30 protein-coding genes are annotated in these 26,482 nt (G+C 69.2%); 17 read left to right on the forward strand and 13 right to left on the reverse strand.

All coding sequences use genetic code 11. The annotated features are described in order from the left end of the window. Window positions 1-3 precede the first annotated feature (3 nt). From ILP86_RS13370 to ILP86_RS13385, 4 genes are all read left to right on the forward strand, one after another. Complete coding sequence (locus tag ILP86_RS13370) at window positions 4-1,392, forward strand: hypothetical protein (protein WP_193762184.1); 1,389 nt, start codon at window positions 4-6, stop codon at window positions 1,390-1,392. 104 nt (window positions 1,393-1,496) lie between these two features. Next, window positions 1,497-2,255 (forward strand): SDR family NAD(P)-dependent oxidoreductase, encoded by a 759-nt coding sequence (locus ILP86_RS13375; protein ID WP_058631069.1) that lies wholly within the window; start codon window positions 1,497-1,499, stop codon window positions 2,253-2,255. Then, the gene (locus ILP86_RS13380; RefSeq protein WP_179516435.1) at window positions 2,252-3,328 is read left to right on the forward strand and encodes a mandelate racemase/muconate lactonizing enzyme family protein; all 1,077 of its coding nucleotides are present in this window, start codon (window positions 2,252-2,254) and stop codon (window positions 3,326-3,328) included. The genes ILP86_RS13375 and ILP86_RS13380 overlap by 4 nt, the downstream gene beginning before the upstream one ends. 1 nt (window position 3,329) lies before the next feature. After that, window positions 3,330-4,121 carry an SDR family NAD(P)-dependent oxidoreductase gene (locus ILP86_RS13385; protein ID WP_193762185.1) on the forward strand — a complete coding sequence of 264 codons (792 nt, stop codon included), beginning with the start codon at window positions 3,330-3,332 and terminating at the stop codon, window positions 4,119-4,121. An 8-nt stretch (window positions 4,122-4,129) separates the two neighbouring features. Here the strand turns inward: ILP86_RS13385 and ILP86_RS13390 are convergent, their stop codons facing one another. Further along, entirely contained in the window at window positions 4,130-4,960 is an 831-nt protein-coding gene (locus ILP86_RS13390; protein WP_374706395.1) for a zinc-ribbon domain-containing protein, read from the reverse strand. 103 nt (window positions 4,961-5,063) lie between these two features. Here ILP86_RS13390 and dinB point away from each other — a divergent pair, with 103 nt between their 5' ends. From dinB to ILP86_RS13410, 4 genes are all read left to right on the forward strand, one after another. Then, entirely contained in the window at window positions 5,064-6,260 is a 1,197-nt protein-coding gene (gene dinB, locus ILP86_RS13395; RefSeq protein WP_193762186.1) for a DNA polymerase IV, read from the forward strand. A gap of 90 nt (window positions 6,261-6,350) precedes the next feature. Next, the gene (locus tag ILP86_RS13400) at window positions 6,351-6,626 is read left to right on the forward strand and encodes a type II toxin-antitoxin system Phd/YefM family antitoxin (RefSeq protein ID WP_061017402.1); all 276 of its coding nucleotides are present in this window, start codon (window positions 6,351-6,353) and stop codon (window positions 6,624-6,626) included. Further along, window positions 6,623-6,901, forward strand: coding sequence for a type II toxin-antitoxin system RelE/ParE family toxin (locus tag ILP86_RS13405; RefSeq protein ID WP_193762187.1), 279 nt, complete (start codon window positions 6,623-6,625; stop codon window positions 6,899-6,901). The genes ILP86_RS13400 and ILP86_RS13405 overlap by 4 nt, the downstream gene beginning before the upstream one ends. Before the next feature lie 102 nt (window positions 6,902-7,003). Next, the gene (locus ILP86_RS13410; RefSeq protein WP_061017407.1) at window positions 7,004-7,306 is read left to right on the forward strand and encodes a hypothetical protein; all 303 of its coding nucleotides are present in this window, start codon (window positions 7,004-7,006) and stop codon (window positions 7,304-7,306) included. 37 nt (window positions 7,307-7,343) lie between these two features. Here the strand turns inward: ILP86_RS13410 and ILP86_RS13415 are convergent, their stop codons facing one another. The 3 genes from ILP86_RS13415 to ILP86_RS13425 are packed head-to-tail and all read right to left on the reverse strand — an operon-like array spanning window position 7,344 to window position 9,719. Continuing rightward, a complete protein-coding gene (locus ILP86_RS13415) occupies window positions 7,344-7,694 on the reverse strand; it encodes a nuclear transport factor 2 family protein (RefSeq protein ID WP_061017409.1) in 351 nt (116 codons plus the stop codon). Beyond that, window positions 7,687-8,436, reverse strand: a complete 750-nt coding sequence (locus ILP86_RS13420; protein ID WP_193762188.1) for an SDR family NAD(P)-dependent oxidoreductase — start codon at window positions 8,434-8,436, stop codon at window positions 7,687-7,689. The genes ILP86_RS13415 and ILP86_RS13420 overlap by 8 nt, the downstream gene beginning before the upstream one ends. 26 nt (window positions 8,437-8,462) lie before the next feature. Next, a complete protein-coding gene (locus ILP86_RS13425) occupies window positions 8,463-9,719 on the reverse strand; it encodes a sodium:proton exchanger (protein WP_193762189.1) in 1,257 nt (418 codons plus the stop codon). Between the two features lie 359 nt (window positions 9,720-10,078). Here ILP86_RS13425 and ILP86_RS13430 point away from each other — a divergent pair, with 359 nt between their 5' ends. Continuing rightward, complete coding sequence (locus ILP86_RS13430; RefSeq protein ID WP_113680171.1) at window positions 10,079-11,053, forward strand: C-terminal binding protein; 975 nt, start codon at window positions 10,079-10,081, stop codon at window positions 11,051-11,053. Between the two features lie 14 nt (window positions 11,054-11,067). Then, entirely contained in the window at window positions 11,068-11,922 is an 855-nt protein-coding gene (locus tag ILP86_RS13435) for a fumarylacetoacetate hydrolase family protein (protein ID WP_193762190.1), read from the forward strand. 84 nt (window positions 11,923-12,006) lie between these two features. Here ILP86_RS13435 and ILP86_RS13440 read toward each other — a convergent pair whose 3' ends face one another. After that, a complete protein-coding gene (locus ILP86_RS13440; protein WP_046748154.1) occupies window positions 12,007-12,855 on the reverse strand; it encodes an SMP-30/gluconolactonase/LRE family protein in 849 nt (282 codons plus the stop codon). Continuing rightward, window positions 12,852-13,724, reverse strand: a complete 873-nt coding sequence (locus tag ILP86_RS13445; RefSeq protein WP_227751233.1) for a hypothetical protein — start codon at window positions 13,722-13,724, stop codon at window positions 12,852-12,854. Before ILP86_RS13445 ends, ILP86_RS13440 begins: the two co-directional genes overlap by 4 nt. 185 nt (window positions 13,725-13,909) lie before the next feature. Between ILP86_RS13445 and phnD the strand changes: the two genes are divergently transcribed. The 5 genes from phnD to ILP86_RS13470 all read left to right on the forward strand — a co-directional run bounded on the left by phnD (window position 13,910) and on the right by ILP86_RS13470 (window position 18,014). Next, entirely contained in the window at window positions 13,910-14,854 is a 945-nt protein-coding gene (gene phnD / locus ILP86_RS13450) for a phosphate/phosphite/phosphonate ABC transporter substrate-binding protein (RefSeq protein ID WP_227751234.1), read from the forward strand. 146 nt (window positions 14,855-15,000) lie between these two features. Then, the gene (gene phnC, locus ILP86_RS13455) at window positions 15,001-15,795 is read left to right on the forward strand and encodes a phosphonate ABC transporter ATP-binding protein (protein WP_193762191.1); all 795 of its coding nucleotides are present in this window, start codon (window positions 15,001-15,003) and stop codon (window positions 15,793-15,795) included. Continuing rightward, a complete protein-coding gene (phnE, locus tag ILP86_RS13460) occupies window positions 15,779-16,621 on the forward strand; it encodes a phosphonate ABC transporter, permease protein PhnE (RefSeq protein WP_193762192.1) in 843 nt (280 codons plus the stop codon). The genes phnC and phnE overlap by 17 nt, the downstream gene beginning before the upstream one ends. Further along, window positions 16,618-17,385 carry a tyrosine-protein phosphatase gene (locus ILP86_RS13465; protein ID WP_193762193.1) on the forward strand — a complete coding sequence of 256 codons (768 nt, stop codon included), beginning with the start codon at window positions 16,618-16,620 and terminating at the stop codon, window positions 17,383-17,385. Before phnE ends, ILP86_RS13465 begins: the two co-directional genes overlap by 4 nt. Before the next feature lie 8 nt (window positions 17,386-17,393). After that, window positions 17,394-18,014, forward strand: coding sequence for a TetR-like C-terminal domain-containing protein (locus tag ILP86_RS13470; RefSeq protein ID WP_227751235.1), 621 nt, complete (start codon window positions 17,394-17,396; stop codon window positions 18,012-18,014). Here the strand turns inward: ILP86_RS13470 and ILP86_RS13475 are convergent. Genes ILP86_RS13475 through ILP86_RS13485 form a run of 3 tightly spaced genes read right to left on the reverse strand, consistent with a single transcriptional unit; the run spans window position 18,001 to window position 21,420 of the window. Continuing rightward, window positions 18,001-18,438: a VOC family protein gene (locus tag ILP86_RS13475; RefSeq protein ID WP_058631057.1), complete on the reverse strand. Its 438-nt coding sequence runs from the start codon at window positions 18,436-18,438 to the stop codon at window positions 18,001-18,003. The two genes, ILP86_RS13470 and ILP86_RS13475, sit on opposite strands and share 14 nt — an antisense overlap. 37 nt (window positions 18,439-18,475) lie before the next feature. After that, window positions 18,476-18,826: a TraR/DksA C4-type zinc finger protein gene (locus ILP86_RS13480; RefSeq protein WP_061017428.1), complete on the reverse strand. Its 351-nt coding sequence runs from the start codon at window positions 18,824-18,826 to the stop codon at window positions 18,476-18,478. A gap of 47 nt (window positions 18,827-18,873) precedes the next feature. Beyond that, on the reverse strand, window positions 18,874-21,420 hold the full coding sequence (locus ILP86_RS13485) for an MMPL family transporter (protein WP_193762194.1): 2,547 nt from the start codon (window positions 21,418-21,420) through the stop codon (window positions 18,874-18,876). 69 nt (window positions 21,421-21,489) lie between these two features. Between ILP86_RS13485 and ILP86_RS13490 the strand changes: the two genes are divergently transcribed. Continuing rightward, window positions 21,490-22,062 (forward strand): TetR/AcrR family transcriptional regulator, encoded by a 573-nt coding sequence (locus tag ILP86_RS13490; protein ID WP_113682024.1) that lies wholly within the window; start codon window positions 21,490-21,492, stop codon window positions 22,060-22,062. A 60-nt stretch (window positions 22,063-22,122) separates the two neighbouring features. Next, window positions 22,123-22,548, forward strand: a complete 426-nt coding sequence (locus ILP86_RS13495; RefSeq protein WP_193762195.1) for a DUF6389 family protein — start codon at window positions 22,123-22,125, stop codon at window positions 22,546-22,548. 51 nt (window positions 22,549-22,599) lie between these two features. Here the strand turns inward: ILP86_RS13495 and ILP86_RS13500 are convergent, their stop codons facing one another. From ILP86_RS13500 to ILP86_RS13515, 4 genes are all read right to left on the reverse strand, one after another. Then, complete coding sequence (locus ILP86_RS13500) at window positions 22,600-22,743, reverse strand: hypothetical protein (RefSeq protein WP_164734066.1); 144 nt, start codon at window positions 22,741-22,743, stop codon at window positions 22,600-22,602. Next, the gene (purL, locus tag ILP86_RS13505; protein WP_046748164.1) at window positions 22,740-25,073 is read right to left on the reverse strand and encodes a phosphoribosylformylglycinamidine synthase subunit PurL; all 2,334 of its coding nucleotides are present in this window, start codon (window positions 25,071-25,073) and stop codon (window positions 22,740-22,742) included. Before purL ends, ILP86_RS13500 begins: the two co-directional genes overlap by 4 nt. Before the next feature lie 80 nt (window positions 25,074-25,153). Further along, on the reverse strand, window positions 25,154-25,489 hold the full coding sequence (locus ILP86_RS13510; RefSeq protein ID WP_193762238.1) for a type II toxin-antitoxin system RelE/ParE family toxin: 336 nt from the start codon (window positions 25,487-25,489) through the stop codon (window positions 25,154-25,156). Next, the gene (locus tag ILP86_RS13515; protein WP_193762196.1) at window positions 25,490-26,443 is read right to left on the reverse strand and encodes a YafY family protein; all 954 of its coding nucleotides are present in this window, start codon (window positions 26,441-26,443) and stop codon (window positions 25,490-25,492) included. It abuts the gene before it with no gap. Between the last annotated feature and the right edge of the window lie 39 nt (window positions 26,444-26,482).

Consider the following 26,482-nt stretch of genomic DNA (forward strand, 5'->3'; position numbering starts at 1 on the left):
CGCGTGAACGACACGGCAGCTGCGACGCACCTCGGAGACCGCATCCGCATTCCGCGCACGCAGGCGGGCATCGGCGTCGCCCGGCGCGACATCACGCCGCCCGTCGGCATCCGCGCCAAGAACTGGGGCCCGGCCGACTGGGAGCGCTCCGAGGGGGCGCACCGGCCGTTCGAGCTGACCGCGCTCGCGGTGGTGGCCGCGGACGGACGCCCCCGGGTGCTCCTCGCCGTCGACGGCACGTGGTGGCGCCGAGTCGCCGACGAGCAGGGCGTGCGCGGCGCCATCCTCGACGGTCTGGGCTTCGAACCCGATCAGCTCATGCTCTCGCTCTCGCACACCCACGCCGGGGCCGTGCTGTGCGCCGCGGACGCGCATCTGCCGGGCGGGGAGCTCATCCCGGGGTACCTGGAGGCGCTGTCCGCCGCGGGTATCGCGGCCGGGCGCGAGGCGCTGGAGACCGCCCGGCCTGGACTGATCGAGTGGACCACGGGCACCTGCACCCTCGCGGCGGAGCGCGAGCTCGACCTCGAAGGCCGCGCGCTCGTCGGCTACAACCCCCAGGGCACCGCCGACGACACGGTGACCATCGGCCGGATCAGCGTCGACGGGGAGGTGCGGGCGACGCTGGTGAACTACGCCTGTCATCCGACGACCCTGGCCTGGCAGAACCGCGAGGTGTCGCCGGACTACGTCGGCGCGATGCGCGAGATCGTGGAGGCCGCGACCGGTGCACCGTGCCTGTTCGTGCAGGGGGCGTCGGGCGAGCTGGCCCCGCGGGAGCAGTACACCGGCGACGTGGCGGTGGCCGACCGGCACGGACGCGCGCTCGGGCACGCGGTGCTCGCGGCGTTGGACGGCTTGCCTGTGCCCGGCGAGGAGCTGACGTTGGACGGTGTCGTGGAGTCGGGTGCTCCGCTCGCGATCTGGACAGGGACCCCGGCGGACGGCGGCGAGGAGGCGGCGGGAGTCGTCTCGGCCGTCGAGCTGCCGCTGCGCGACCTGCCCACCCTGGACGAACTCGCCGAGGAGTGGAAGGACATCGACCCGCGCTCGCGGGAGGAGCGCCTCGGACGAGCGCGGAACCTCCGCGACGGTTACATCGAGGGGCCGACCGTGTCGCATCCGGTGTGGGCCTGGCGGCTCGGGGACGCCGTGATCGTGGGGCATCCGGGTGAGGCCTACTCGCGGCTGCAGACGACCCTGCGGGAGCGGTTCCCCCAGACGCCGATCGTGGTGATGAACCTGACGAACGGCCCGGGGTTCGTGTACCTCCCGACCCGCGAGGCCTACGACCGCGGCGCCTATCAGTCCTGGCAGACGCCCTTGGCTCCCGGCGCCCTCGAGCTCTTGGAGTCCCATGCCGTGTCGGTGGTGGCCGGGTTGTTGGCCTAGCTCCGGTCGCGATATTCCACCTACTTCGAGGCTTTCGGCTGGAACATCGCGACGGGAGCGGCCGTAGACTGCTATAGCAAACGTATGACTGAGGAGAAGCACGCATGAGTCAGGCACCCGTCGCCATCGTCACCGGAGGATCCGCCGGCATCGGCTGGGAGATCGGCCAGCGACTCTCCGCGGACGGCTACCTCGTCGTCGCGACCGACCGCGTCCCCGGGCTGACCGCGGGCGAGAACCCCGCCGGGATCCTGTGGCGGGAGCTCGATGTCACCGACCACGCCGGGGTCGACCGGGTCTTCGGTGAGATCGAGGCGGAGCTCGGGCCCATCGAGGTGCTCGTGAACAACGCCGGGATCCAGCGGCACCGTGGCATCGAAGACCTCACGTGGGATGAGTGGTCCGCGGTCGTCGACGTGAACCTGCACGGGGTGTTCTCCGCGCTCCAGGCCGCAGGGAAGCGCATGCTCGACCGTGGTGAGGGCCGCATCGTCAACATCTCCTCCATCTCCTCGCGCGGCTCCGCGGGGCGGGCACCCTACGCCACGACCAAGGCCGCCGTCATCGGACTCACCTCCACGGCGGGGGCGGAGTGGGCGTCGCGCGGTGTGCGGGTCAACGCTGTCGCGCCCGGTTACGTCGACACGGGCGTCTTCCGGCAGGGCGTCGAGCAGGGGACGCTGAGCCTGGACACGATCCTGTCGCGTATCCCCGCGAAGCGCCTGGCGGAGGCAAGTGAGATCGCGGCCGCGGTCAGCTTCCTCGTCTCCGACCAGTCGCGCTACATGAACGGGCAGACGCTGTATGTCGACGGTGGCTTCATGGTGGACTACGGCGTGCCCCTGGCGAAGAAGCCCGAATGACCACGATCGCCCGCATCGACACGGCCACCGCCGTACTGCCGCTCCCTGCGCCACTGCAGCTCGGCGCGATGACAGTCGTGCGGCGAGAGTACTCCGCCGTGCAGGTGACAGCCGATGACGGAACGACCGGGATGGCGTACTGCCTTTCGCGGGAGGCGCCGATGGGCGAGATCGTCGGCCGTCTCGTCGCCCCGCACGCGGTGGGTGCGGATGCCGACGACCCTGCGGCGGCGTGGGAGCGGATGCTGCGCGGCAGTGCCATCGTCGGCCGGGTGGGCTTGGTGCGGCGCGCCATGGGGCTGGTCGACATCGCCCTCTGGGACATTGCCGCCCGGCGCGCGGGCATGCCGCTGTGGAAGCTGCTCGGCACCGGTGATGCTCCCCGGGAATCGATGCTGGTCGCCGCTTACCCGTCTGCGGACCGGGCTCCGCGGGAGGTCGCCGACGAGGTTCTCGCGCAGGCTGCTGGATGGACGAACGTGAAGATCTCGCGCATTCCGGATCCGGCATACATGCGAGAACTCCTGGCGACTCTGAATGCAGAGCTGCCCGCTGACACAGGGCTGGTCGTCGATGTGGGTTTCGGCTGGCCGGATGCTGACACCGCGCTCGCGGAGATCGCGCAGTGGGGCGACCCGCAGCTCGCGTGGCTCGAAGACCCGCTGCTGCCGGAAGACGCAGCAGGTGTCGCGCGCATCCGCCGGGAATCGGGCCTGGCGGTCGCCGTCGGCGATGAGGTCACCGATCCCGCGGTGCTGAAGGCGCTGGTCGAGGTCGGTGGTGTCGAGGCGCTGCGCCTCGACGTCGTGGCGATCGGTGGTGTGACGCCCGCCCGCGAGATGATCGCATGGGCGACCGAGCGCGGTGTCCCGGTCTCCGGGCACGTGTATCCCGAGGTCACCGCACACCTCGGGATCGGCGTGGAGACGTTCGCGCGAGGAGTCAATCCGTACGACCCCGCGCCGTCGTTCATCCTCGGTGGTCCGTCGTTCGAGGGTCTGGTGCGCCCGACGGATGCCACGGGACTCGGCTTCGCTCTCGATCCCGCCGTCTTCCGATTCGAGAGGGATTGACATGACGGAATCTGCACGCAGCGTCGTCGTGACGGGCAGCGGCAAGGGCATCGGCCGTGCCATCGCAGAGCGCCTCACGGCTGACGGATGGATCGTGGTTGGGCTCGAGCGCTCTGCCGGCTCGGGCACGGTCGAAGACGGCATCGTGGCTGAGGTGGTGCTCGGTGACGCGTCGGATCGCTCGACGCACGAGCGCGCGGCTGCTGCTGCCCGCGCCAGAGCCCCGCTCGCCGGCTGGGTCAACAACGCCGGCATCACGAAACGGACGCCCCTGCACGAGCTCGACGAGTCCGTGGTGCGCGAGGTGCTCGACATCAACGGCTTCGGCTACATCTGGGGCTGTTCGACGGCCGTCTCCGCATTCGTCGACCAAGGTGTGGCGGGCGCCATCGTCAACATCGGTTCGATCCATGGGCGCTCCAGCTTCACCGACCACGCCGCCTATGAGTTCACCAAGGGCGGCATCGACGCGCTCACCCGCAGCGTGGCCGTGTCGTATGGCGCTCTGGGCATGCGAGCCAATACGGTCGCTCCCGGTGGCGTGCGCACCCCGCATCTGGAGGCGCAGATCGCACGCGCCGCCGACCCCGCCGCCGAAGAACGTGCCCTCGCCGAGGGGCCGCCCATGGGCCGGATCGCCCGCGCGGAAGAGGTGGCCGCGCTCACGGCGTTCCTGCTCTCCGACGAGGCGCCGTACCTGTCGGGGCAGTCCATCGCGGTCGACGGCGCGTGGACGGCATCCTTCGGCGACATCGCCCTCGACCCGGGTCTGCGGGAGCGTTTCGAGGGCTGACGGGGCACCTACCGGAGATACGCGTCCACCAGCAGAGCTCCCCGAATCACCCGCAGCTCGTCGATGATCCGGGCGATGCTCTTCGCTCCGACGGAGGGCAGCGCCAGGTCGTGCGGACCGAGCGGTTCGAGCTTCCCGGTGCGGATGCGGATCACCTCCCACCCCACAGCACGCAGGGCGCGGTCCTTGCGCAGATCCGCGTCCTGCCGCTTGCCGACGTGCTCCAGGCCGTGTCGGCCGACCGTGTCGTACTCGATCGCGATGCGCAGCTCCGGCAACACGATGTCCGGCCAGATCTCGGTGTGGCGGAAGAACGGGCGCGAGACCTTGACGGCGTTCACGGTGGTGTCGAACTCGATCGCGACCCCGAGTCCCGCCCGCAGACGTCCCTCCGCGGCAGAGGCGGGCTTCGGCGCGCACTCACTCGCGAACGCGGTCCCCGAGGGCAGGTCGGGCGTCTTGGTGCAGAGTGCAGGCGCGGGGCGACGGGGCCTACGGGGGATGGCGCGAGCTTCCCCGAGCACGACCGGCTGCGGGCGGGCGAGCGCGGAGCAGTCCGGACACCACGCGGAGCGGCGCCGGACGCGTCCTGGACGTTCGCGCTGCTCGGTCGGTGTGGCGGCGAACCGATGGCCGACCGGGCACTCCCAACACACGAGCACGTCGGCGGCGAGAGGGATCTGCGACAGCGCGATGCCGTGATTCAGCTCGGGGTGGTACTGGCGGATCAGCTCCGGGTACGCGGCCCACCCGGCGCGATAAGTTCCCACGTCATACGGAATCGCGCGACCGCGGGAGAACTGCCGTCGCGCCCACCACTGCATCACCGGTTCCGGCACGCGCCGAACCTACCTGTGAGGACCGACACCGGGTGCGGGCCGGGCGCGACGTCCACGGATGTCCCCGGTCCATGCGACGATCCGCATGTCGACGGGAGAACGGATGCGTGGGGAAGCGACCGTGCTGCACGCCGACCTCGATGCGTTCTATGCGTCGGTCGAGCAGCGCGACGCCCCGGAATTGCGCGGGCGACCCGTGATCGTGGGCGGCGGGGTCGTGCTGGCGGCGAGCTACGAGGCGAAGGCGCGCGGGGTGCGCACGGCGATGGGAGGCCGGCAGGCGCGCGAGCTCTGCCCCGATGCTGTCGTCGTCCCTCCGCGCATGGAGGCGTACTCCGCCGCGAGCAAGGACGTGTTCGCGATCTTCCGCGACACCACCCCGCTCGTCGAGGGGCTGTCGATCGACGAGGCGTTCCTCGAGGTCGGCGGTTTGCGACGCCTCGCGGGCAGTCCCGAGCAGATCGCGGCTCGATTGCGCGAACGGGTGCGGGCGGAAGCGGGACTAGCCATCTCGGTGGGCGTCGCGCGCACCAAGTTCCTCGCCAAGGTCGCCAGCGCCGTGAGCAAACCAGACGGCCTGCTGGTCGTCGAGCCCGAGCGGGAAGAGGAGTTTCTGCTTCCCCTTCCCGTGGAGCGGCTGTGGGGCGTGGGCGCGGTGACGGCCGAGAAGCTGCACCGATACGGCATCCGCACCGTCGGACAGCTCGCCGAGCTGGAGACCGCGACCGCCGAGAGGATGCTGGGCAAAGCGACGGGTGCGCACGTGCATGCGTTGGCCCGGCTGCGCGACCCGCGGCCGGTCGACACCACGCGGCGTCGGGGATCCATCGGCTCGCAGCGTGCGTTGGGCACTCGTCCGCGCTCGGCCGAGGAACTCGACCTCATCCTCACGCAGATCATCGACCGTCTCGGCAGGCGACTCCGCGACGGCGATCGCGTGTGCCGGACGGTCGTGCTGCGTCTGCGCTTCGGCGACTTCACGAAGGCCACCCGCTCCCGTTCGCTCCGGGCTCCGACCGATCGCACCGCCGTGCTGCTCACCCTCGCTCGCGCGCTGCTCGCCGCCGCGCAGCCCGAGATTTCTGCGGGCGGCATCACCCTGCTCGGCATCTCACTGTCGCAGCTCGACCGTGCAGGGAACGTGGCGCCCGAGCTGCCGATCGACTGGGGCGACGAAGCGCGCCTCGACACGGTGCTCGACACCCTGCGCGGCCGCTTCGGTGCGGACTCCGTGTCGCGGGCGGCACAGCTGGGTCGTGATCGGGGTTGGTCGTCGCCGGTCCTGCCCGAGCACGAGTGACCGGCCGACAGCCAGTGGTCACAGCTATCCGCTCTCGATGGCCAGAGGTCTGGCTATTCCAAGGCCAAAGTTTGGGCTAGTATGAAGGACATGCAGACGGTGCCTTTAAGTGAAGCAAAGGATCAGTTGTCCCGGCTCGTTGATCAGGTGGAGCGAGAGCACGAGACGATCGAGATCACGCGCCATGGCCGCGGCGCTGCCGTGCTGATCAGCAGGGACGCGTTGGAGTCGCTTTACGAGACGTTGTTCTGGCTGTCGGAGCCGGGAACGCGCGACGATGTCGAAAGCGCCCGCCAGCAGGCTGCTGATGGAAACCTGCGCAGTGCCGATGAGACGATCGCGCGCTACGGGGTTCGGCGCCCGTGACGTGGGTCACTTCGTTCGCCGACTCTGCCTGGCGGGACCTGGATCGGCTGCCGCAGAAGATTGCTCAGGCGATCGTGGAATTCGCCGTCTACACGCTGCCCGAGAACCCTGAGCGGATGAGCAAACCGCTGCAAGACGAGTTCGAGGGGCTGCGCTCGGCCCGTCGCGGCGACTACCGCGTGCTCTTCTTCCTCGAAGCGCCGGAGACGCTGGTCGTGGTTCGCGCCCGCCATCGCCGTGACGCGTATCGACCGCCCGCGCCGAACTGGGACTGATTGTCACACTGCTCGTAACCGCGCATCGGAGATAGCGCCGCTCTCGTCTGTGGTCCGCTACGTTCAATACGGCACAGCTGACCAGGAAGGGGGAATCCGTCGATGAACGCACTCAGTAGAACGGGATGGCTCCTCGTGTTGTTGGTGCGCGGCCTCGCGCTCTGGATCCTGATCCCGTTCGCGTCTCTCGCTTGGCTCTTCCTGCACTCCTGGATTCAAAAGGCTTCTCCGAGGCAGGCGCTGTGCTGGTACGACACGCAACTGACCCTGGGGCTCGCGAGAGGGCCCTTCCGTCTGATGATCGCTCCCGAGCACCGACCACTCAAGCCCGTTCCACGAATGGCTTCGATCGAGTCTCCCAAGACCAGCCTGTTCGGAATGGATGTGATCGAGCTCGCCGGCTAGGCCGACCCCACCTCGAGACCCGACGACCTCCGCCTCCTTAGGCCTTGAGCATGGACGCCCTGGCGATCAGCCCGTCCACCACATCGAAGGTCGCGATGGTCTCGGTGGCGACGCCGGCGTTGATCACCTGTTCCTGTGCGACGACCCATCGGGTGCCGAAGAGCACGCTGGTCTCGATGACGCACGACAGCTCGGGGTTCTGCAGTCGAGGCTCGTAGAACGCACGGATCGCGGCGGAACCGACCACGGGTTCGGCGGCGACACCGGTGATGACGGCGTCCTCGGCGTAGGTGGCCACGAACGCGTCGAGGTCGTGTGCGTTGAAGGCTTCGAGCTGCGCCTGCACGGTTTCGAGGGCGGAGCGGTCCAGGGGGGTGCGGTCAGTCAATGCGAACTCCTCCGTTGACGTCGTAGGTGGCGCCGGTGATGAAGCGTGCTCGCTCTGAAGCGAGGGATCCGATGATCCAGGCCACGTCCTCCGGCTGCCCGAACGCGCCGAGGGGGATGCCCGACTCGAGCTTCTCGCGCCCCGCCCCCTGCAGCTGGTCCGTGATGGCGCTCGCGACCGGGCCAGGGGTCACGGCGTTGACGCGGATGCCCTCCGAGGCGAGGTGCCGGGCGAAACTGCGCGTGATGGCCAGGATCGCACCCTTGCTCGCGGCGTAGTGGATGCCGGTCTGCAGCGCGCCGACCTGGCCGGCGATCGAGGCGATGTTGATCACCGAGCGGTCGCCCTCCGCTGCCCGGAGCAGGGGGAGCGCGCCGCGGGTCAGGAAGAAGGTGCCGCGGGCATTGGTCTCGAGCACCATGTCCCATTCATCGAACTCGATGTCGTCGTAAGGCGTGTAGGGGCAGACTCCGCCGTTGTTGACGAGCACGTGGAGCGATCCCCATGCGTCCGTGATCTCGCCGACGAGTGCGTCGATCGACTCGCGCTCCCGCAGGTCGAGGCGCGACACGTGAACCTCGGGTGACCCTGCCGCCCGGCACTCCTCCGCTATGCGCAGCGCTTCGGCCTCCCGTCCGGCATACGTGATCCAGAGGGCAGCACCCTCGCGGGCGAGTTCGAGGGCGGCGGCGGTCCCGATGCCGGAACTCGCCCCCGTGATCAGAACGCGGCGCATAGTCATCCCTAAACGCTATAGCAAAAGGGCGGTCATCCGCGACCTCCGGCGCCGTCAGCGGATCCGCCCGCGGTCATCGCCGGCGAAGGCTGCGATCGACGGAACGGCGCGGCGAGGGTGGGCAGGATGTGCCGACGGTGGACGATCAAAAACCCGGCGGCGATGATCAGCTGCAGAGCGGAGAGCACGTAGCGGCCGCCGGTGTCGGTCACGAAGAACTGCACGAGGAAGATCGCCGCCAGGGCGATGGCCGATCCCAGGTGGAATCGGAGGGCGAGGAGGATCGCAACACCCATCACGGTCTGGGTGCCGGTGAGCACGAACTCCTCGATCTGCCGGGCATCGAGCGGCAGATCGGACCCTCCGCCACCGAAGAAGTGCGCGAGGGGGAGCGAGCCGACCAGGAGGCTCCACTGGTTGACCTTCGACGCGATGAGGGTGGCGATCGCGGCTGCCCCCATTCCCCGGACGGCGAAGAGCACCGCGATGATGAACTCGGGCGCCTCGGAGGCGAGGGGTGCGAGCCACTGCACGAGGAAGAAGCTGTCGATCCCGAGCGCGGTTCCCGAGTCGACGAGACCGGTCGCGAAAGGCTCGGCGCACGCGAGGATGATGCCCGCCGAGACGATGAACAACGAGATCACGGTGATCCGCCGGGCGCGGGTCGGCATGCCCGCGATGTGCGCGGCGGCGCCGACGAACTCGTCGTGGCTTTCGCTCTCCGCGCGGCCTGCCCGCCACAGGTAGGTGACGAATGCCCCGATGAGCACCAGGCCGAACCAGATCGGGATGTTCCCGAGCAGTGGGATGGCGAACGCGAGGATCGCCAGCACCGCGAGGAAGCCGACGTCCAGGCGTGCGGTGACGGGGAGCTCGAGGGCGAGGCGCCGAACTTCGCCGCGTCGTGCCCGGTTCGCGATCACGAGGGCGACGATCACGACGAGTGGCCACCCGAAGCCCAGGAGCAGTCGGTTCGATCCCGTCATGTTCGCGGCGGCGTACTGCGCGTACTCGGGGTCGGAGCCGGAGCGGAACGCGTAGTACAGGTCGACGGCGTACTCGGGCAGCACGGCGATGAGGGCGAGGATGGCGATCGCGAGGGCGCCGGAGATGTCCTTCTGCGCGGCCTCGGCGGCCCAGGCGAGCACGAAGCTCGCCGCCACGACCGCCGCCCCGAAGACGACGAGGTCGAGCACGGGATTCGGGTGGAAGCCCAGTGTGCGGAACACCAAGGCGGGGGCGGCGATCAGGAGGCACAGGGCGAGACGGCCGATCAATGCGCGTGGCATGGGGAACGGTCCTTTCGGTCGGGCGCGACCGAGGGAGGACAAGACAGAGCTCCGGCCGCGCGTGGGCCGAAGGTCTCGTTCATCCGGGAGACAGGGGCACCGGACGATCATCGTGAACGTCAGTATGTCGATGCGGCCTCAGGCTCTCGCGAGCCCGGAACTACTCCCCTTCGATCCCCCCAGTCTGGCGAACACGGCGGGCGATCCCCCTGCTCAGACGGAGATTCGGAGGGTTTCGGGACCCCTCACGCGTGAACTCGCGGGCGCCCGAGCGGGCGGCCCAGGATTTCGGACCAGCGAAAGGGCCGAACATCGGTATCGCGATGCGCCGGTCTGCTAGATGCTATAGCATCGCATCCATGACCGAGCCATTCATCCTCGTCAGCGACTGCGACCTGCCGGGAACCGTCATCGAAGACACGCTCCGACAGGCAGGACTGCGCGCCGATCGCGCCGCATCAGGAAGCCCGGACGACATCGCCGCCCTCGGTGCCGACGCCGAAGGGCTGGTCGTGCAGTGGGCGCAGATCACGGGTGATGTGATGGACCGGATGCCGAACCTCCGCATCATCAGCCGTGTCGGCATCGGGTACGACATGGTCGATGTCGAGGCTGCGACCGTTCGTGGCATCGCCGTCGCGAACACCCCGAGCTACTGCATCGAAGAGGTGGCAGCGCACACCATCGCGATGATCATGTCCCAGGCGCGCGGCCTGTCCGCCTACGACCGCGCCGTGCGTGCCGGGACCTGGAAGGCCGTCGACGCACGACCGCTCGCTGTGCGCCCCTCGGCCACCACGGTGTCGGTGCTCGGCTTCGGACGCATCGGCTCGATGGTCGCTCGCGGTTGTCGCGCGCTGGGCTTCCGCGTCCTCGTCGCCGACCCCTTCGCCCCCGCCGACGCCGTGCGCGAAGCCGGGTGCGAGCCCGTGGAGATCGCGGAAGCCGTCGCGCGTGCCGACATCCTGACCCTGCACGTGCCGCTCACCGACGACACCCGGCACCTGATCGACGCGGCCGCCCTCGCGACCATGAAGCCGGGAGCGGTCGTGGTGAACACCTGTCGCGGTCCGCTCATCGACGAGGAGGCGCTCGCCGCCTCGCTGCGGGCGGGACACATCGGTGCCGCGGCCCTCGACGTGTTCGCGGGAGAGCCGCTCGCCGCCGACTCGCCGCTGCGTGACCTCGATCAGGTGCTGCTCACACCGCACGCCGCCTGGTACTCGCCCGAGGCGCTGGCCGACCTTCCGGTGCACGCGGCCGAGAACGTCATCCGTTACCTGGCCGGCGAGTCCGTGCCGATCGTCAACCCGTCCTTCGCCACCGCGCGCTGACCTGGAAGGCCCCCATGGAGCTCCTGCGACTCGGACCCGTCGGCCGCGAACGTCCCTACGTGCGAGAGGAGGGCGTCGTGTACGACCTGTCCCCCCTCACCGCCGAGATCGACGGCGACTTCCTCGCCGCCGACGGCATCGGCCGCGTGCGCTCCGCGCTCGGCCGGGGTGAACTGGTCACCGCCGACGTCGACGGGCTGCGCATCGGCGCCCCTGTCGCTCGTCCGACAGCGGTGATCTGCATCGGACAGAACTACGCAGCTCACGCTGCCGAATCCGGATCGGAGCCCCCCGAGCATCCGGTCGTCTTCTTCAAGCACCCCAACACGGTGGTCGGACCGGACGATGTCGTGCTGCTGCCGCCCAGAGCCGAGAAGGTCGACTGGGAGGTGGAGCTGGCGATCGTGATCGGCAAGCCCGCCCGCTACCTGTCGTCTCCTGATGCCGCGCGAGAGGTCATCGCCGGCTACACGATCTCGAACGACGTCTCGGAGCGCGCGTATCAACTCGACGTCTCGGGCGGGCAGTGGTCGAAGGGCAAGTGCTCCGAGACGTTCAACCCGCTCGGGCCCGCACTCGTTCCCGCCGACGAGGTCGACCCCCAGGCGCTGCGACTGCGGTCGTTCGTGAACGGCGAGCCGCGGCAGGACTCGTCGACCGCGGACATGATCTTCTCCGTGCTGCAGATCGTGCACGAGCTGAGTCAGTATCTGGTGCTCGAGCCCGGCGACGTGATCAACACCGGTACCCCGCAGGGTGTCGCGCTCTCCGGCCGGTTCCCCTATCTGCAGGACGGCGACGAGATGACGATCGAGGTCGAGGGTCTCGGACGCCAGCGTCAGCGCACCGAGCGGGTGCACCTGGGCTGACTCGGCTCTCCCCGGCGGCCTGTGCCCGGGGCACGGTTCCTTTCGCTGAGTGCACCGTGCTCCGGGTAGAGGTCGTCGGGTGCGTCAGCCCGCGAAGGGGATAACAGGAAGGCCCCGCACACCGGGTCGCACGGCGAAGAGCGAGCCCGCCTCGGTGCCGTGGCCGGGTTCGAGGCCCTGCGCCGAGGTCGTGATGTACAGCGTGCCGAGGTCGTCGTCGCCGAAGGTGCAGGCGCTGACCTGGGGCACCGGGAGCTCGATCGTCGCGATGCGCTGCCCTGCGGCGTCGTAGCCGTGCACTGCGCTGCCGCCCCACAGGGCCACCCAGATACTGCCGTCAGCGGCGATGCACAATCCGTCGGGGGAACCCTGCTCCTCGGGGATCGCGACGACGGCGCGACGGCCCCGCAGCTCGCCCTCGCTGACGTCGAACACATCGATGCGGTGCGTCGCGGTGTCGACGTAGTAGGCGCGTCGGCCGTCCGGCGAGAAGCCGATGCCGTTCGAGATCGTCGCCCGCGGAAGAACGGTGCTCGTCGTCAGGTCGGCGTCGACGCGCAGCACGGCTCCGGCATCGGGCGCCGCGTCGTAGGCCATCGACCCCGCGAGCAGGCGTCCCCGAGGGTCGCAGCATCCGTCGTTCATGCGCACACCGGGGTCGTCGCCCAGCGGGGCGACAGCCCGGATCTGTCCGTCGACGTCATCCGCGAGGTAGAGCGTGCGGGCGCCGACCGCCACCAGACCTCCACCGGAGCGCGGGCGGGCGAAGGCCAGGTACTCGTCGTCGATGTGCTGGCGGGACACGCCATCCGGTCGCAGCGACAGAAGATCGCCGGCGTCCCCGTCGACCCAGCGCAATCCGCCCCAGCCCGACCACCAGACGGGCGCCTCGGCATGGTGCGCCATCGGGCCGGTGACGTTCTCCGGAGTCATGCGTCGTCGCGCGGGAGGGTCCGCGGGGCTGTGCGGTGCAGCGGGTCGGCGACAGGCATAGGCTCCGGCACGCGCTCCGCCGCCTGCTCGGCTGCGGGGGCGGCGGGCGGGGTCGCGGTGGGAGCGCTCGCCTGCGCGGGAAGCTCCTTCGCCACCTGCTTCTCCAGCACGGTGACCGCGTCGTCGGAGAGCAGGATGAGGCCGTCGAGCTCCTCGCGCACGCGCTTGTAGGCGACGTTGCGCTCGGCCTGCGTGGCGGATTCGTCGACCGCGACCTTCAGCAGCTGCTGTGCGCGTTCGAGACGCTTGCGCTCCGGCTCGGTGAAGGTCGAATCGCGCAGGCGTCTGGCATCCTTCTCGGCGATCTCGAAAGCGACCGCGTAGTCGCCGACGGCCTGGAGGTACTCGGTGACCTGCTGTTCCGACACCCTGGCGTCGGCGGAGGCGGGGCGCAGGGCATCGGCCGTCTTCTTGGCGCGCAGGAACGCGGCGGTCAGCGGCTGGCGCCCATCGCTCATGGCGGGGAAGGCGATCAGCTTGGCGACGTCGAGCTCGTAGTCGAGCCAGCGTGCCGTGATCTCGTCATGCTCGGCGAACAGGCGCGCGACCAGATCGCTCGGTGCCACGGACGCTGTGGTGTCGACGACAGAGGGTCCGCGGCGCTTGGCCTGCTGGGTGAGCGCGCGCGCCTCGATCTCGGCGGTCTTCAGCTGCGCCTTCATGCGAAGGGTCTCCAGGCGGCGCTCGTGTCGTCGCTTGGAGCTGCGCTCCCACGTCTTCGCGATACCACCGGCCATTCCCATGATCGGGAAGATGAGCCACCAGTAGTGCTGCGCGAAGGTCCAGAAGCCCTGGATGAACTCGTCCATGATGCGTTCAGCCTACTTCTCGGCGGGCTCTTGCCGCCCGTGCTGTTGCGGCGGCAAGGCAGGAACCTCCGGGGACACAGCTGGCCCGCTCCGCCCGCAGCGTCGATACCGTCCGTTCACGCAGCGTTCCATTCGGAGTACGGCAGTCTCGTAATTGCGCGTCACCTTCAGGGGTTGGAATACCGATGTTCTCGGAATGCCGAGACGTCTCCTCCCGAAAGGTCATCATGCGCCGCTTCACCCTGCCCGTCGTCGGCCTCCTGGGCGTGGCCGCCCTCTCTCTCACCGCTTGCCAGAGCCCGACCGCCGAGGCTGCTCCGGCCGATCCGGACGCTCCTCTCACGATCGCCACGATCCCCGTCGGCGACGACCCCACCGCCGAGAACCCGATCGAGGTGTTCGCCGACCTGCTGGAGAAGGCGACGGGCCGCGACGTCGAGATCACTGATGTGCCCGACTACCTCAGTGTCGTCGAGGCCATCCGTGCCGACCACGTCGACATCGGCATCATGAGCGGCTTCCCGTCGGCCCTCGCCGTCAACACCGGCGAGGTGGATGCGCTGGTCGCCTTCCAGGGCGACGGCAAGCCGGTCTCGACCTGCGTCGTGCTCGACGAATCGCCCATCCAGAAGGTCGAGGACCTCGAGGGCAAGACGGTCGCGTTCGCCGATCAGGCCTCCAGCTCCGGGTACTTCATGCCCGTGTACATGCTGCACGAGGCCGGTCTCGAGCAGGGGACCGACTACGAGGCCATCTTCGCCGGTGGACACGAGGGCAGCTTCGCCGCGCTGCAGCAGGGACAGGTGGACGCAGCCTGCACGGCCGTCATGCTCACGGAGCTCGGCGCCCCGATGTTCCCCTTTGCGGATGGAGAGTGGCGCGCGGTGGGGGAGAGCCCCGCGATGGACATCCAGGGCGCGGTCCTCGGCCGTCAGTCGCTGGACGCCGAGACCCGCAAGGTGATCCAGGACGGCATCGCCGAGGTGTTCTCGCCCGCGAACGCTGAGCGTCTCGGCGCTTACGGTGCGTTCGCAGCGGCCCCGCAGACGGTCGACCCGAAGAGCGCCGACTTCCAGTCCTTCGCCGAGATCGCGGCCGTGGCCGGGGTCAAGCTCGAGGACCTCAAGTGACTCTTCCCGCTCTGCGTCTCGCGCCGGCGGCCGCTGTTTCCGCACCCGGCCGAAACGGAGATGATTCGTCGTCGTCAGGGCGCGTCGCAGACCGACACGCCGGAGCGCCAACCGATGCTCTGGGTTTCGGCCCCGCCGAGGGTGCAGTGCGCACCCCCACGGCCGAGCTCCGCCAGGCGCTTCCCCTCGTCACGGTCCGCGGACTGCAGGTCGCGTACGGGGAGAACACGGTGCTCGACGGGGTCGACCTCGACCTCTTCCCCGGCGAGATGGTCGCCCTGCTCGGAGCCTCGGGCTCGGGGAAATCCACGCTGATGCGCAGCCTGACCGGGTTCGCGCCGATCAGCTCAGGCACGGTCCGCGTGGCCGGGCACGACGTCACGAACCTCGGCCGCGGCGAGCTGCGAACCCTCCGCTCCGGGGTCGGACAGGTGTTCCAGCAGTTCAACCTGATCCCACGCCTCAGCGTCATGACCAATGTGCTCACCGGCGCCCTGCACGGCGCCGGGCCGATCAACATCGCGGGAGGCTTCTCGAACGCGCACCGCCGTCGGGCGCTCGAACTGCTCGATCGGGTCGGGATCGCGCACAAGGCATCCGCTCCCGCACGCTCCCTCTCGGGGGGACAGCAGCAGCGTGTGGCGATCGCGCGGGCGCTCATGCAGCAGCCGAAGGTGATCCTGGCCGACGAGCCGGTCGCATCACTCGATCCGAAGCTCGCGGGATCCGTGCTCGGCCTGTTGCGCGAGATCGCCACGCAGGACGGCATCCCTGTGCTGGTGAGCCTGCATGTGCTGTCGCTCGCTCTCGCGCACAGCGACCGCATCGTCGGGCTTCGCCACGGCGAGATGCTCGTCTCCGGCGTGACCTCGCAGTTGGATGCCGCCGCGCTGGAAAACCTCTACGACGACGAGGAGCACGGTGATGACGACGACCACTGAGCCGCGCGCAGACAGGGCCACCCGCCCGACTCTCGACCCCGCGGAGCGCGCCCGGCTCGAGAGCGCCTTCCGCGTGCCGCGTGCCCGCTTCCTGATCGGACTGCCGGTCGCGGTCCTGGTGCTGATCTGGTCGTTCAACGGCGCCCAGTTCAACTTCGTGAAGCTCGGCGAGGGCGCGATCAACATGGGTGAGTTCCTGTCGCGCCTGTTCCCGCCCGACTTCTCGAAGATCGGCACCATCCTGGCACTGCTGCTGGAGACGTTTCAGATGGCCGTCGTCGGTACGGTCCTCGGCGCCGTCCTCTCCCTGATCGTCGCCTTCGGAGCCACCTCCACCCTCGCGCCGAAGTGGCTGTACTACCCGACGCGCTGGGTCATGAACATCATCCGCTCCGTGCCCGACCTGGTGTTCGCGCTCATGTTCGTCTCGGCTGTCGGGCTCGGCCCGTTCGCCGGCATCCTGGCCATGACGCTCGGCTCCATCGGCTCGATCGGCAAGATCTTCGCCGAGGCGATGGAGCAGGTCGACCGAGGGCCCGTCGTCGCGATGGAGGCGGTCGGCGCCTCGAAGCGGCAGATCATCCAGTACGGGATCCTCCCGCAGGCCGCACCGCTGCTGACCTCGTACACGCTGCTGCTGTTCGAGGGCAACGTGCGCGGCGCGACCATCCTCGGTCTCGTCGGCGCCGGCGGCATCGGCCTCGAGCTGACCACCGCGATGCGCATGTACGACTACGGCCACCTCAGCGCCATCATCATCTGCATCATCGTGCTCGTCACGGTGATCGACCAGGGCAGCGCCCTCATCCGAAGGAGAATCACATGAGCATCATCGATACCGGACTCGTCCTCAGCGCGCCGGTAAACCTGCGCGACCTCGGCGGCATCATGATCGATGGCGGTGTGCTGCGTGAAGGCCTCGCCATCCGCACGGACGACCTGGCCTATGTGACCTCGGAGGTGGCCGATGAACTCGTCGCGGGTGGACTCAGTACCATCATCGATCTGCGCTCGCCGCTCGAGGTCTCGGTCACGGGACGTGGGCCTCTCGGCGCGCACCCGGTCGGCTACCATCACCTGCCGCTCATCGCGGATGTGGGGGCATCGATGGGAGACAAGACCCCGGAGCTGAGCCACGAGGCCATGGGCCTGATGTACCGGCGCATGGTCGAGGGCGCGGCGCCGCAGCTCGTCATCGCACTCAACGTGATCGCGCACACTCCCGGCACGGCGGCCTTCCACTGCGCCGCCGGTCGCGACCGCACCGGTGTGCTCGCCGCCATGCTGTTGCTCGCATTGGGGGCCACCGACGACGACATCGTCACCGACTACGCCCGCACCGGCGACAACATGGTCGCGGTCATGGCGCGCACGGCTCCGGTCATGGGAGCGATGTGGAGAGCTCTGGGCTTCGACGCCGCCGCTCTGGAGAACGGCTCGTCGCTTCTGGAGGGCTCGATGGATGTGTCCATGCGCAGCCTTCTCGACACGCTCCGCGCGGAGCACGGGGACCCGCTGACGCCGTTGCGCGCTGCGGGGCTCTCGAACGCCACGATCGCCCGACTGCGCGAGCGGGCGCTGGCCGCGTGACGATGCCGATGACGGATGCCGGGGCCGCGGTTCGCCGCCGCCCCGGGCGTCCGCGCGATGAGGAGATCGACGGACTGATCGTCGATGCGACGCTGGGGATCATCGATGCTGGCGAGGAGGTCACGGTGTCGCGCGTCGTCGCGTGCAGCGGAGTGAGCCGCGCGGCTCTGTATCGGCGCTGGCCGTCGCTGACGCTGCTGATCGCCGCCGCGCTCGACGTCGGGCGCGAGGTGCCACCGGACTATCCCGCGGATGCCGACCTTCACGAGGTGCTGCTCGCAGGGCTCGGACTCGGCGCGGACGGCGTCGCACCCTCGGCGCCCGGTTACTCCGAGGAGCGGTTCCGGCAGCGCATCCGCCTCGTCATGGCAGATCGCGCCCTGCAGAAGACGTACTGGGAGTCGCACGTGTCCCGGCGACGGGTTCCCCTGCAGAATGCGCTCCGCATCGGGATCGCGCGGGGCGAGCTGCGGGCCGACCTCGACGTCGAGGCGTGCTTCGACGCCGTCGCGGGTGTCGCTTACTACCAGCTCGTCGTGCGCGGTGACAGGATCAGCGACCCCGCCGTCGTGGCACGGCTGCGTGCGGCGATCGAGGTGATCTGGCGCGGGATGGTCAGCTCTTCGTGAGGTCCTGCGCGAACATCACGAGGATGCCGCTCGGGCCGCGCAGATAGGTGAGCTTGTACACGTCCTGGTAGTTCGCGACTCCGCGCAACGGGTGGTAACCGTGTCGGGCCGCGATCGCCAGCGACGCGTCGATGTCGTCGACGGAGAACGCGATGCGGTGCATGCCGATCTCGTTGGGCAGGGTGGGCTCGGTCTCGATCGCGTCCGGATGGATGTACTCGAACAGCTCGATCTGGCCGTGCCCGTCTGGTGTCTGCAGCACGGCGATCTTCGCGTGGTTGCCGTCGAGGCCGACCGCGGTCGATGCCCACTCCCCGCTGACTTCGTCGCGGCCGAGCACGGTGAGGCCGAGGTCGGTGAAGAACGAGATGGTGGCTTCCAGGTCGCGCACCGCGATGCCGACGTTCTCGAGCGTGATGGGCATGGGGGAATGCTACTCGTGCCCGTCGCCGCCGTCAGGGCTATCTGCCGAGCTTCTCGGCGCAGACGACGCAGTACTCGGCGAACGGCCGTGCCTCCAGGCGTCCGGCGGGGATCGGGCGGCCGCAGTTCGCGCAGATGCCGTAGGTGCCGGCTTCCACTCGGGCGAGCGCGTCATCGACCTGCTGCAGCTCGGATGCCGCGGCGTCGGCGAGACCTGTCAGCCGGGACCACTCCGACGACAGGGTCACGCCCTCGGGGTCGTGCTCGTCATCGTCGTTCGAGCCCGCGCGGTCGTGGGTGAGCTCGTCGAGCATCGCCGCGGTCGCGTGCACGCGGGCTTCGGCCTGCACGCGCAGTGCGAGCAGGCGTTCGCGGGCATCGGCGGTCATCTGCCCACTCTAGGCACCTTCACCGACACCCGATCCCGGGGTCGTCGTCAGTCGGAGGTACGGGTCGTCGGCACCGAGTCGGTCGTCGTCGGCACGGCCACGGACTTCATTCCGGGGTGGTCGCGTTCGAGGGCTGCGCCCTCCATGTCGACGTTGGGCAGGATGCGGTCGAGCCAGCGCGGCAGCCACCAGGCCGAGCGTCCGAGCAGGTGCATGAGCGCGGGCATCAGCAGCATCCGCACCACGAACGCGTCGAGCAGCACGCCGAACGCGAGCCCGAATCCGATCGAGCGGATGATCGTCGACTCCGAGAAGATGAACCCGCCGAAGACCGACACCATGATGAGGGCCGCGGCGATCACGACCGAGCGTCCGGCGCGGAAGCCCTGGGCGACGGCATCGCGAGCGGAGGCGCCGTGCACGAACGCCTCCCTCATGCCGGAGGCGAGGAACAGCTGGTAGTCCATCGCGAGCCCGAACAGGATGCCTACGAGGATCACGGGCAGGAAGCTCAGGATGGGTCCTGTGCTGTGCAACCCGATGATCTCGGCACCCCAGCCGAACTGGAACACCGCCACGATCAGCCCGTAGGTCGCGAACAGCGACAGCACGAAGCCACCTGTCGCGATGATCGGCACGAGCAGCGACCGGAACACCACGATCATGATGAGCAGCGACAGGCCGACCACGACCACGAGGTACAGCGGCAGCACTCCGGCCAACGCTTCGGAGATGTCGATGTTGATCGCGGCCTGACCCGCGACGCCGAGGGTGATCCCCTCCGCGACGGGAGGCATGGAGCGGAGGTCCTGCACGAGCCTCTCGGTCGACGCGCTGTTCGGGCCTTCCTCCGGCACGACCTGGAACGCGAGCAGCGTGTTGTCGTCGGAGGTGGCGATCGGGGCGACCGCAGCCACGTCGTCCTGGTCGGCGATGGCCTGCGCGATCGTCACCTGCGTGGAGAGCAGGTCGTCGTCGCTGACCGCTTCGTCGAGGGTCGCGGTCACGAGCAGCGGGCCGTTCGCGCCCTCGCCGAACTGCTCGTCGACGGTCTGGAAGGCGCGGTAGCTGGTCGAGTCGCTCGGTTCGCTCGATCCGTCGGGCAGTCCGAGTCGCATCGACATGGCGGGGATCGCGATGATCAGCAGGGCGACGACGCTCACGAGCGCGGTGACGACGGCGCGGAGCGTCGACATGCGCTTCACCGGCTTGCCCGCGGCGTGCTCCTCGCCGATCGTGGTGCGCGCGCGGCGGCTGAGCAGGCGTGTGCCGACGAGGCCGAGGATGGCGGGGGCGAGGGTTATGGCGACGAGCACCGCCACGGCGACGCACACCGCGCCGACCGTGCCCATGAGGCCGAGGAAGGGCACACCGGTCACGTTGAGGGCGAGGAGGGCGACGATCACGGTCGTGCCGGCGAACACCACGGCCGTGCCGGAGGTGCCGGTCGCGAGGCCGATGGATTCCCGCACCGGTACCCCGGCGAGCAGTTGCTTGCGGTGCCGGTTGACGATGAACAGCGAGTAGTCGATGCCGACCGCGAGACCGAGCATGACACCCAGCACGGGAGTGACCGACGCCATGTTCACGATGCCCGAGAAGGCGAGGGAGGCCGTGACGCCGACGCCGACGCCGACGATGGCAGTGACGATCGGGAGGGCGGCGGCGATGAGGGAGCCGAGCATCACGATGAGGACGATCGCGGCGAACGCGAGGCCGACCGCCTCGCCGACACCGAAGATCTCCGGGACGCCCTGTGCGATGTCGGTGCCGAAGTCGACCTCGACGCCGTCGATCGGCGCAGACTCGAAGTGGTCGATCGCACCCTGCTTCACCTCTTCGGAGAGCTCGAGGCGCGGGTCGACGAACGAGATGTTGACGATGGCGGTCGAGCCGTCGTCGGAGACCACGCCGATGCCGTCGGCCAGGTCGAGCAGGGTCGAGCCCAGCTGCACCTGGTCGGCGTTGTCGTCGAGGGTGATGCGGGACTGGTCGAGCTGTGCGTTCTGGGCCGCGACCTGAGCCAGTTGCGCGTTCACGGCAGCGATCTGGGCATCGAGGGCGGCGAGCTGTGCGGATCCGGCACCGGCCTGCTCCGCCTGCGTGCGCGCGGCCGTGAGCTGCGTGAGTCCGGCTTCGAGCTGCGCACGGCCGTCGTCGAGCTGCGTCTGGGCGGCATCCAGCTGCGTGCGACCGTCGGCGACCTGCGTCTGGCCGTCGGTGAGCTTCTGCGCCTGCTCTTCCTGCTGCTTCTGCGCGTCGAACGGATCGATCACGCGCGCGACGCCGTCGAGGTCTTCTGCGCTGACGGCGAGGTCGGAGATCGCCTGCTTCTGCTCGTCGGTGAACGGCGACCCGTCCTTCGTGCTGTAGACGACCGTGCCGGTGCCGCCGGCGGTGTCCGGAAGCTTGTCGGCGAGCTCATCGGTCACGGCGCCGGATGCAGTGCCGGGGATGTCGAAGCTGTTGCTCAGCGTGCCGCCCAGGGTGAGGAAGGCACCGACTCCGAGGCCGAGGACCAGCACCCACGACACGATCACCGTCCACGCCTTGCGCGCAGCGAACGAACCCAGCCGGTAGAGCAGTGATGCCACAGTGGTCTCCTTCAGACTCGAAGATCATACGGCACGTCTCGTCTAGCGATCTGTGGCTATCCTGAACGCATGGCGAACGAGCATCGAAGCGGCCCCGTGCGCAGCACGGCGGCACGCGAGGCGATCCTCGATGCGACCTCTCGGTTGTTCCATGCGCAGGGCTATGACCGGCTCACGATCGAGGGCATCGCCAAGGAAGCCGGGGTGGGCAAGCAGACCATCTACCGCTGGTGGTCGTCGCGCGGGGCCCTGATCGCCGACTGTCTCGTGGACGGGCGGCTCATCCCCGTCGACTTCGTCGTACCCGACACGGGTGATCTGTTCGCCGACGTCGAGACCTGGCTGCAGTCGGTGTTCTCGATCCTCGCCTCCGCGCAGGGTCAGGCGCTGCTGCAGTCGCTCGTCGCCGCTGCCGCCGAAGACGCGGCGGTCGGCGCGCATCTCGGGAGCAGTCTCGGGGTGGAGCAGCATCTGTCCGAACGGCTGCGAGGGGGGATCCGCGACGGCCAGCTGCCGGAGGATGCCCCGGTCGCGCAGATCGGGCGCGCCATCCTGGGCGCGATCATCGTGGACTCGCTCGGGCGGGAGAGCCGCGGTCCCGACGGCATCATCGACCTGGCGCGGTACCTCTTCACGCGCTGAGGCCGGCGCCTGACGGTACTGGGCATTCATCCGTCGTGACCAGCTGTCTACTCTGGTGGCATGCACACCAGCGATTACCGTGCGCGACTGATGCGTGTCCTGGCTGCGTCATCCGACCACGTCGCCGGGAAGCTCCGGCGTTTCCAGGACGTCGCGACCGACGCGGTCGCGATCGACCTCTTCCTGGGGCAGGACGGCGAGGGGCCGTTCGATGTGTGGGCGCGGTTCACGGGAGAGGACGCGTTCGTGCTCGACCGTCGTTTCGACGACGAGCGGCAGATCTTCGGTGTCGTCTGGGGCGAGGAGGGGTGGGAACCCGATGTTCCGTCGCGTCCGCAGGGGTGGAGCTGGGAAGACCTCGAGGATGCGGTGTTCGAGACCGTCGCGGAGTGGCTCGAGCCGCTCATCCCGGTGGGCGACCAGGTCTGGGAGCTGACCTCCGTGGACGGGGTGGCGGAACCACGCCCGCTCCGCGCGCAGTGTTGACCGTGCCGGCGGAGTGCAACTCGATCGGAGCCCGAGTCTGCGCGTCCCGACTCAGCCGAGGAGCAGCGTCAGCACCGTCGCGCCGCCACCGCCGAGGATCAGCGCGATGATGACGGTCCACGCGACGATGCGCATGCGCCGATTGCGCTTCTCGCCGAGGTCGCCGTAGTCCTCGCTGAGACCGTCGTTGCTCATGCGCTGACCGCCTCGGTGACGGTCGGGCCGAAGTACGACGGCAGTGTGGCCTGCGAGCGCTCGCGCAGTTCGGCGGCCGTCACGGTGAAGACGTCCTGCACCTCGAGCTTCGCGCCCTCACTGTCGGTCACGCCGATGCGCATCACCGGGTAGTCGCGTCCCTCGCAGAGTCCGCGGAACTTCACGTCGTCCTCGCGGGGAACGGTCACGATCACGCGGCCGGTCGACTCGGAGAACAGGGCCGTCGCGGCATCCACGCCGTCACGCTCGATGATCTCGTTGAGCCAGACGCGGGCGCCGACACCGAAGCGCATCACACCCTCGGCCAGGGCCTGCGCGAGGCCACCCTCGGAGAGGTCGTGCGCCGAGGAGATGAGCCACTCATCGCGGGCCGCGGCGAGCAGGCCGGCGAGGCGCTTCTCGCCCGCGAGATCCACCTTCGGAGGCAGGCCGCCGAGGTGCTGGTGCACGACATCTGCCCAAGCCGAACCCGAGAGCTCGGTCGAGGTGGTGCCGAGCAGGTAGATGTTCTGCCCCTCGTCCTGCCAGCCGGACGGGATGCGGCGGGAGACGTCGTCGATGATGCCGAGCACGCCGACGAGCGGGGTCGGGTGGATCGGCACGTCGCCGGTCTGGTTGTAGAACGAGACGTTGCCGCCGGTGACCGGGGTGCCCAGTTCGTAGCAGCCGTCTGCGAGGCCGTCGACGGTCTGGCCGAACTGCCACATGACCTCGGGGTTCTCAGGAGAGCCGAAGTTGAGGCAGTCGGTGATGGCGGTCGGCACGGCACCGGTCACGGCGACGTTGCGGTACGCCTCGGCGAGGGCCAGCTGCGCGCCGGCGTACGGGTCGAGCTGGCAGTAGCGGCCGTTGGCGTCGGTCGCGACGGAGAAGCCGAGGCCGGACTCCTCGTCCACGCGGATCATGCCGGCGTCGTCGGGGAAGCTCAGGGCTGTGTTGCCGAGCACGTAGTAGTCGTACTGGTTCGTGATCCAGCTCGTGTCGGCCAGGTTCGGCGAGGCGACGAGGGCGAGGAACTGCTCGCGCAGCGTCTCGGGGTCGTTCGCGCGCGGAAGCTTCTCTGCGGCATCTGCCTGGAGCGCGTCGATCCACGTCGGGTACGCGACCGGACGGTCGTAGACAGGGCCGTCGACCGCGACGGTCGAGGGGTCGACGTCGACGATGCGCTCGCCCTGCCAGTCGATGATGAGGCGTCCGTCGCCGGTGACCTCGCCGAGCACGGAGGTCTCGACCTCCCACTTGTTCACGACGGCCAGGAAGGCGTCGAGCTTCTCGGGGGCCACGATCGCCATCATGCGCTCCTGCGACTCCGACATGAGGATCTCCTCTGCCGTGAGCGTGGGGTCGCGCAGCAGCACGTTGTCGAGAGAGACCTTCATGCCGCTGTTGCCGTTGGCCGCGAGCTCGCTGGTCGCGCACGAGATGCCGGCTGCGCCCAGGTCCTGGATCGCCTCGACGAGCTCGCCGCGGTACAGCTCCAGGCAGCACTCGATGAGCACCTTCTCGGCGAAGGGGTCGCCCACCTGCACCGCGGGGCGCTTGGTGGGGCCACCGTCGGCGAACGTGTCGGAGGCCAGGATGCTCGCGCCGCCGATGCCGTCGCCACCCGTGCGGGCACCGAACAGGACCACCTTGTTGCCGACACCGGTGGCGTTCGCGAGCTTGAGGTCTTCGTGGCGCAGCACGCCCACCGCGAGCGCGTTGACGAGCGGGTTGGCCTGGTAGACGCTGTCGAAGACGGTCTCGCCACCGATGTTCGGAAGGCCCAGGCAGTTGCCGTAGAAGCTGATGCCGCTGGTCACACCGTGCACGACGCGGGCGGTGTCGGGGTGGTCGATCGCACCGAAGCGCAGGGCGTCCATGACCGCGACGGGACGCGCGCCCATCGAGATGATGTCGCGGACGATGCCGCCGACGCCGGTGGCCGCGCCCTGGAACGGCTCGATGAAGGAGGGGTGGTTGTGGGACTCGGCCTTGAAGGTGACGGCCCAGCCCTCGCCGACGTCGACGACGCCTGCGTTCTGGCCCATGCCCACCATGAGGCGTTCCTTCATCTCATCGGAGACCTTCTGGCCGAAGCGGCGCAGGTAGTTCTTGCTCGACTTGTAGGAGCAGTGCTCCGACCACATCACCGAGTACATCGCCAGCTCGCCCGAGGTGGGTCGGCGGCCGAGGATCTCCTTGATGCGCGCGTACTCGTCGTCCTTGAGTCCGAGGGCGCCGTACGGCTGCTCCTTCTCGGGGGTCGCGATCGCGTTCTCGACGGAGTCGGGGACGTGCTGGGGGGAAGGTGCAGGGGCGGTGGTCACGCGCACTCCAAAGGAAGGGGCCGGCGGGGCAAGTTCAGTCTACCGGCGCGGGTGGGGCGGCTCTCCCGCGGGCTGCGGACTCAGAGTCGGTCGCGGAGGACGGCGGCGATGTCTCGCCGCGTATGGAGCACGCGGTGCACTCGCACAGCATCAGGGTCGTGGGTGTAGATGATGAGGTACGGGTGGCTCCGAAGAGGGAAGGCGCGGATCTCGGGAATCTCGGTCACCGGTTCGAAGCGCGCCGACTCGAGAGAGGGATGCGCAGCGAGCCGACCCACCGCGTGCTGGAGATCATCGATGAACGCGATCGCGATATGTGGCCCTGCCTCGCCGAGATAGTGGGTGACTGCGCCGTCGATTTCGCCCCGTCCCGGCCTCGTTCCACAAAATGGGGAAAGGGCGTGAAACTCGACGATTCAGGAGGACGAGTCGCACGCCGCGGCGAAACGCTGCGCCAGGATTCCCGCCGCCTCCCGCAGCGCCGGAGGGCCGATGACGGTGAAAGCCGCATCGAAACGCGCGACCGAGGCGAGCACCCCCGTCCACGACCACGATCCGATCGTCACACGGCACGACCCGTCAGCGAGTTCCTCCAGCTCCCCGTCGCCGACCCAGGGTGCGATGTCGCGGGCGGGGAGCGCGATCACGACCTCACCCACGCAGGGCCAGCGGTCCTCGGTCGTCGACCCCTTGGCCCGGGCCGCGAGATACGTCTGCGCATCCACGGCGGGCAGCGGGCGCGTGGCGAACGACGGTCCGGTCGGGATGCGGGGTCGCATCCGGTCCAGGCGGAACGTGCGCCAGTCGTCAGCCTCCAGATCCCACGCCAGCAGGTACCAGCGCCCCTCTCGCGCCACCACCGCGTGCGGTTCGGTGCGTCGGGCCGGGCGGTCCTGGGTGGAGGCGTAGTCGAAGCGGAGCACCTGCCGGTCGCGGACGGCGGCGCTCGCCGCCTCGAGTACCGTCGGATCGACCCTGGTCGCGTTCTCGGTGCCGGTGAAGCGGATGCCGTCCACTCGATGTCGTAGCCGGGACGGCATCACCTGGCGCACGGTGGCCAGGGCTCTGGCGGCACCTTCATCGATGTCGATTCCCGTCGCCGAAACGCTCTGGAGGGCGACGGCGATCGCGACCGCCTGCTCATCGTCGAACAGCAGCGGCGGGAGCTCCGATCCTGCGGCGAGACGATAGCCGCCGTCCGGTCCCTTGATCGCACCGATCCGGTAGCCCAGCGCGCGCAGCCGGTCGACGTCGCGGCGCACCGTGCGGGGGCTGACCTCCAGCCGTTCCGCCAGTACGGACCCCGGCCAATCGCGCGGGGTCTGCAGCAGCGACAGCAGCGCGAGCATGCGTGAAGAACTCCCGGTCATGCGATTCAGTCTGCCCGAAGTAGAGGACGGAAACTGACC

This window comes from Microbacterium sp. R1, from assembly GCF_015159725.1.
In the GTDB taxonomy this organism is placed as follows: domain Bacteria; phylum Actinomycetota; class Actinomycetes; order Actinomycetales; family Microbacteriaceae; genus Microbacterium; species Microbacterium oxydans.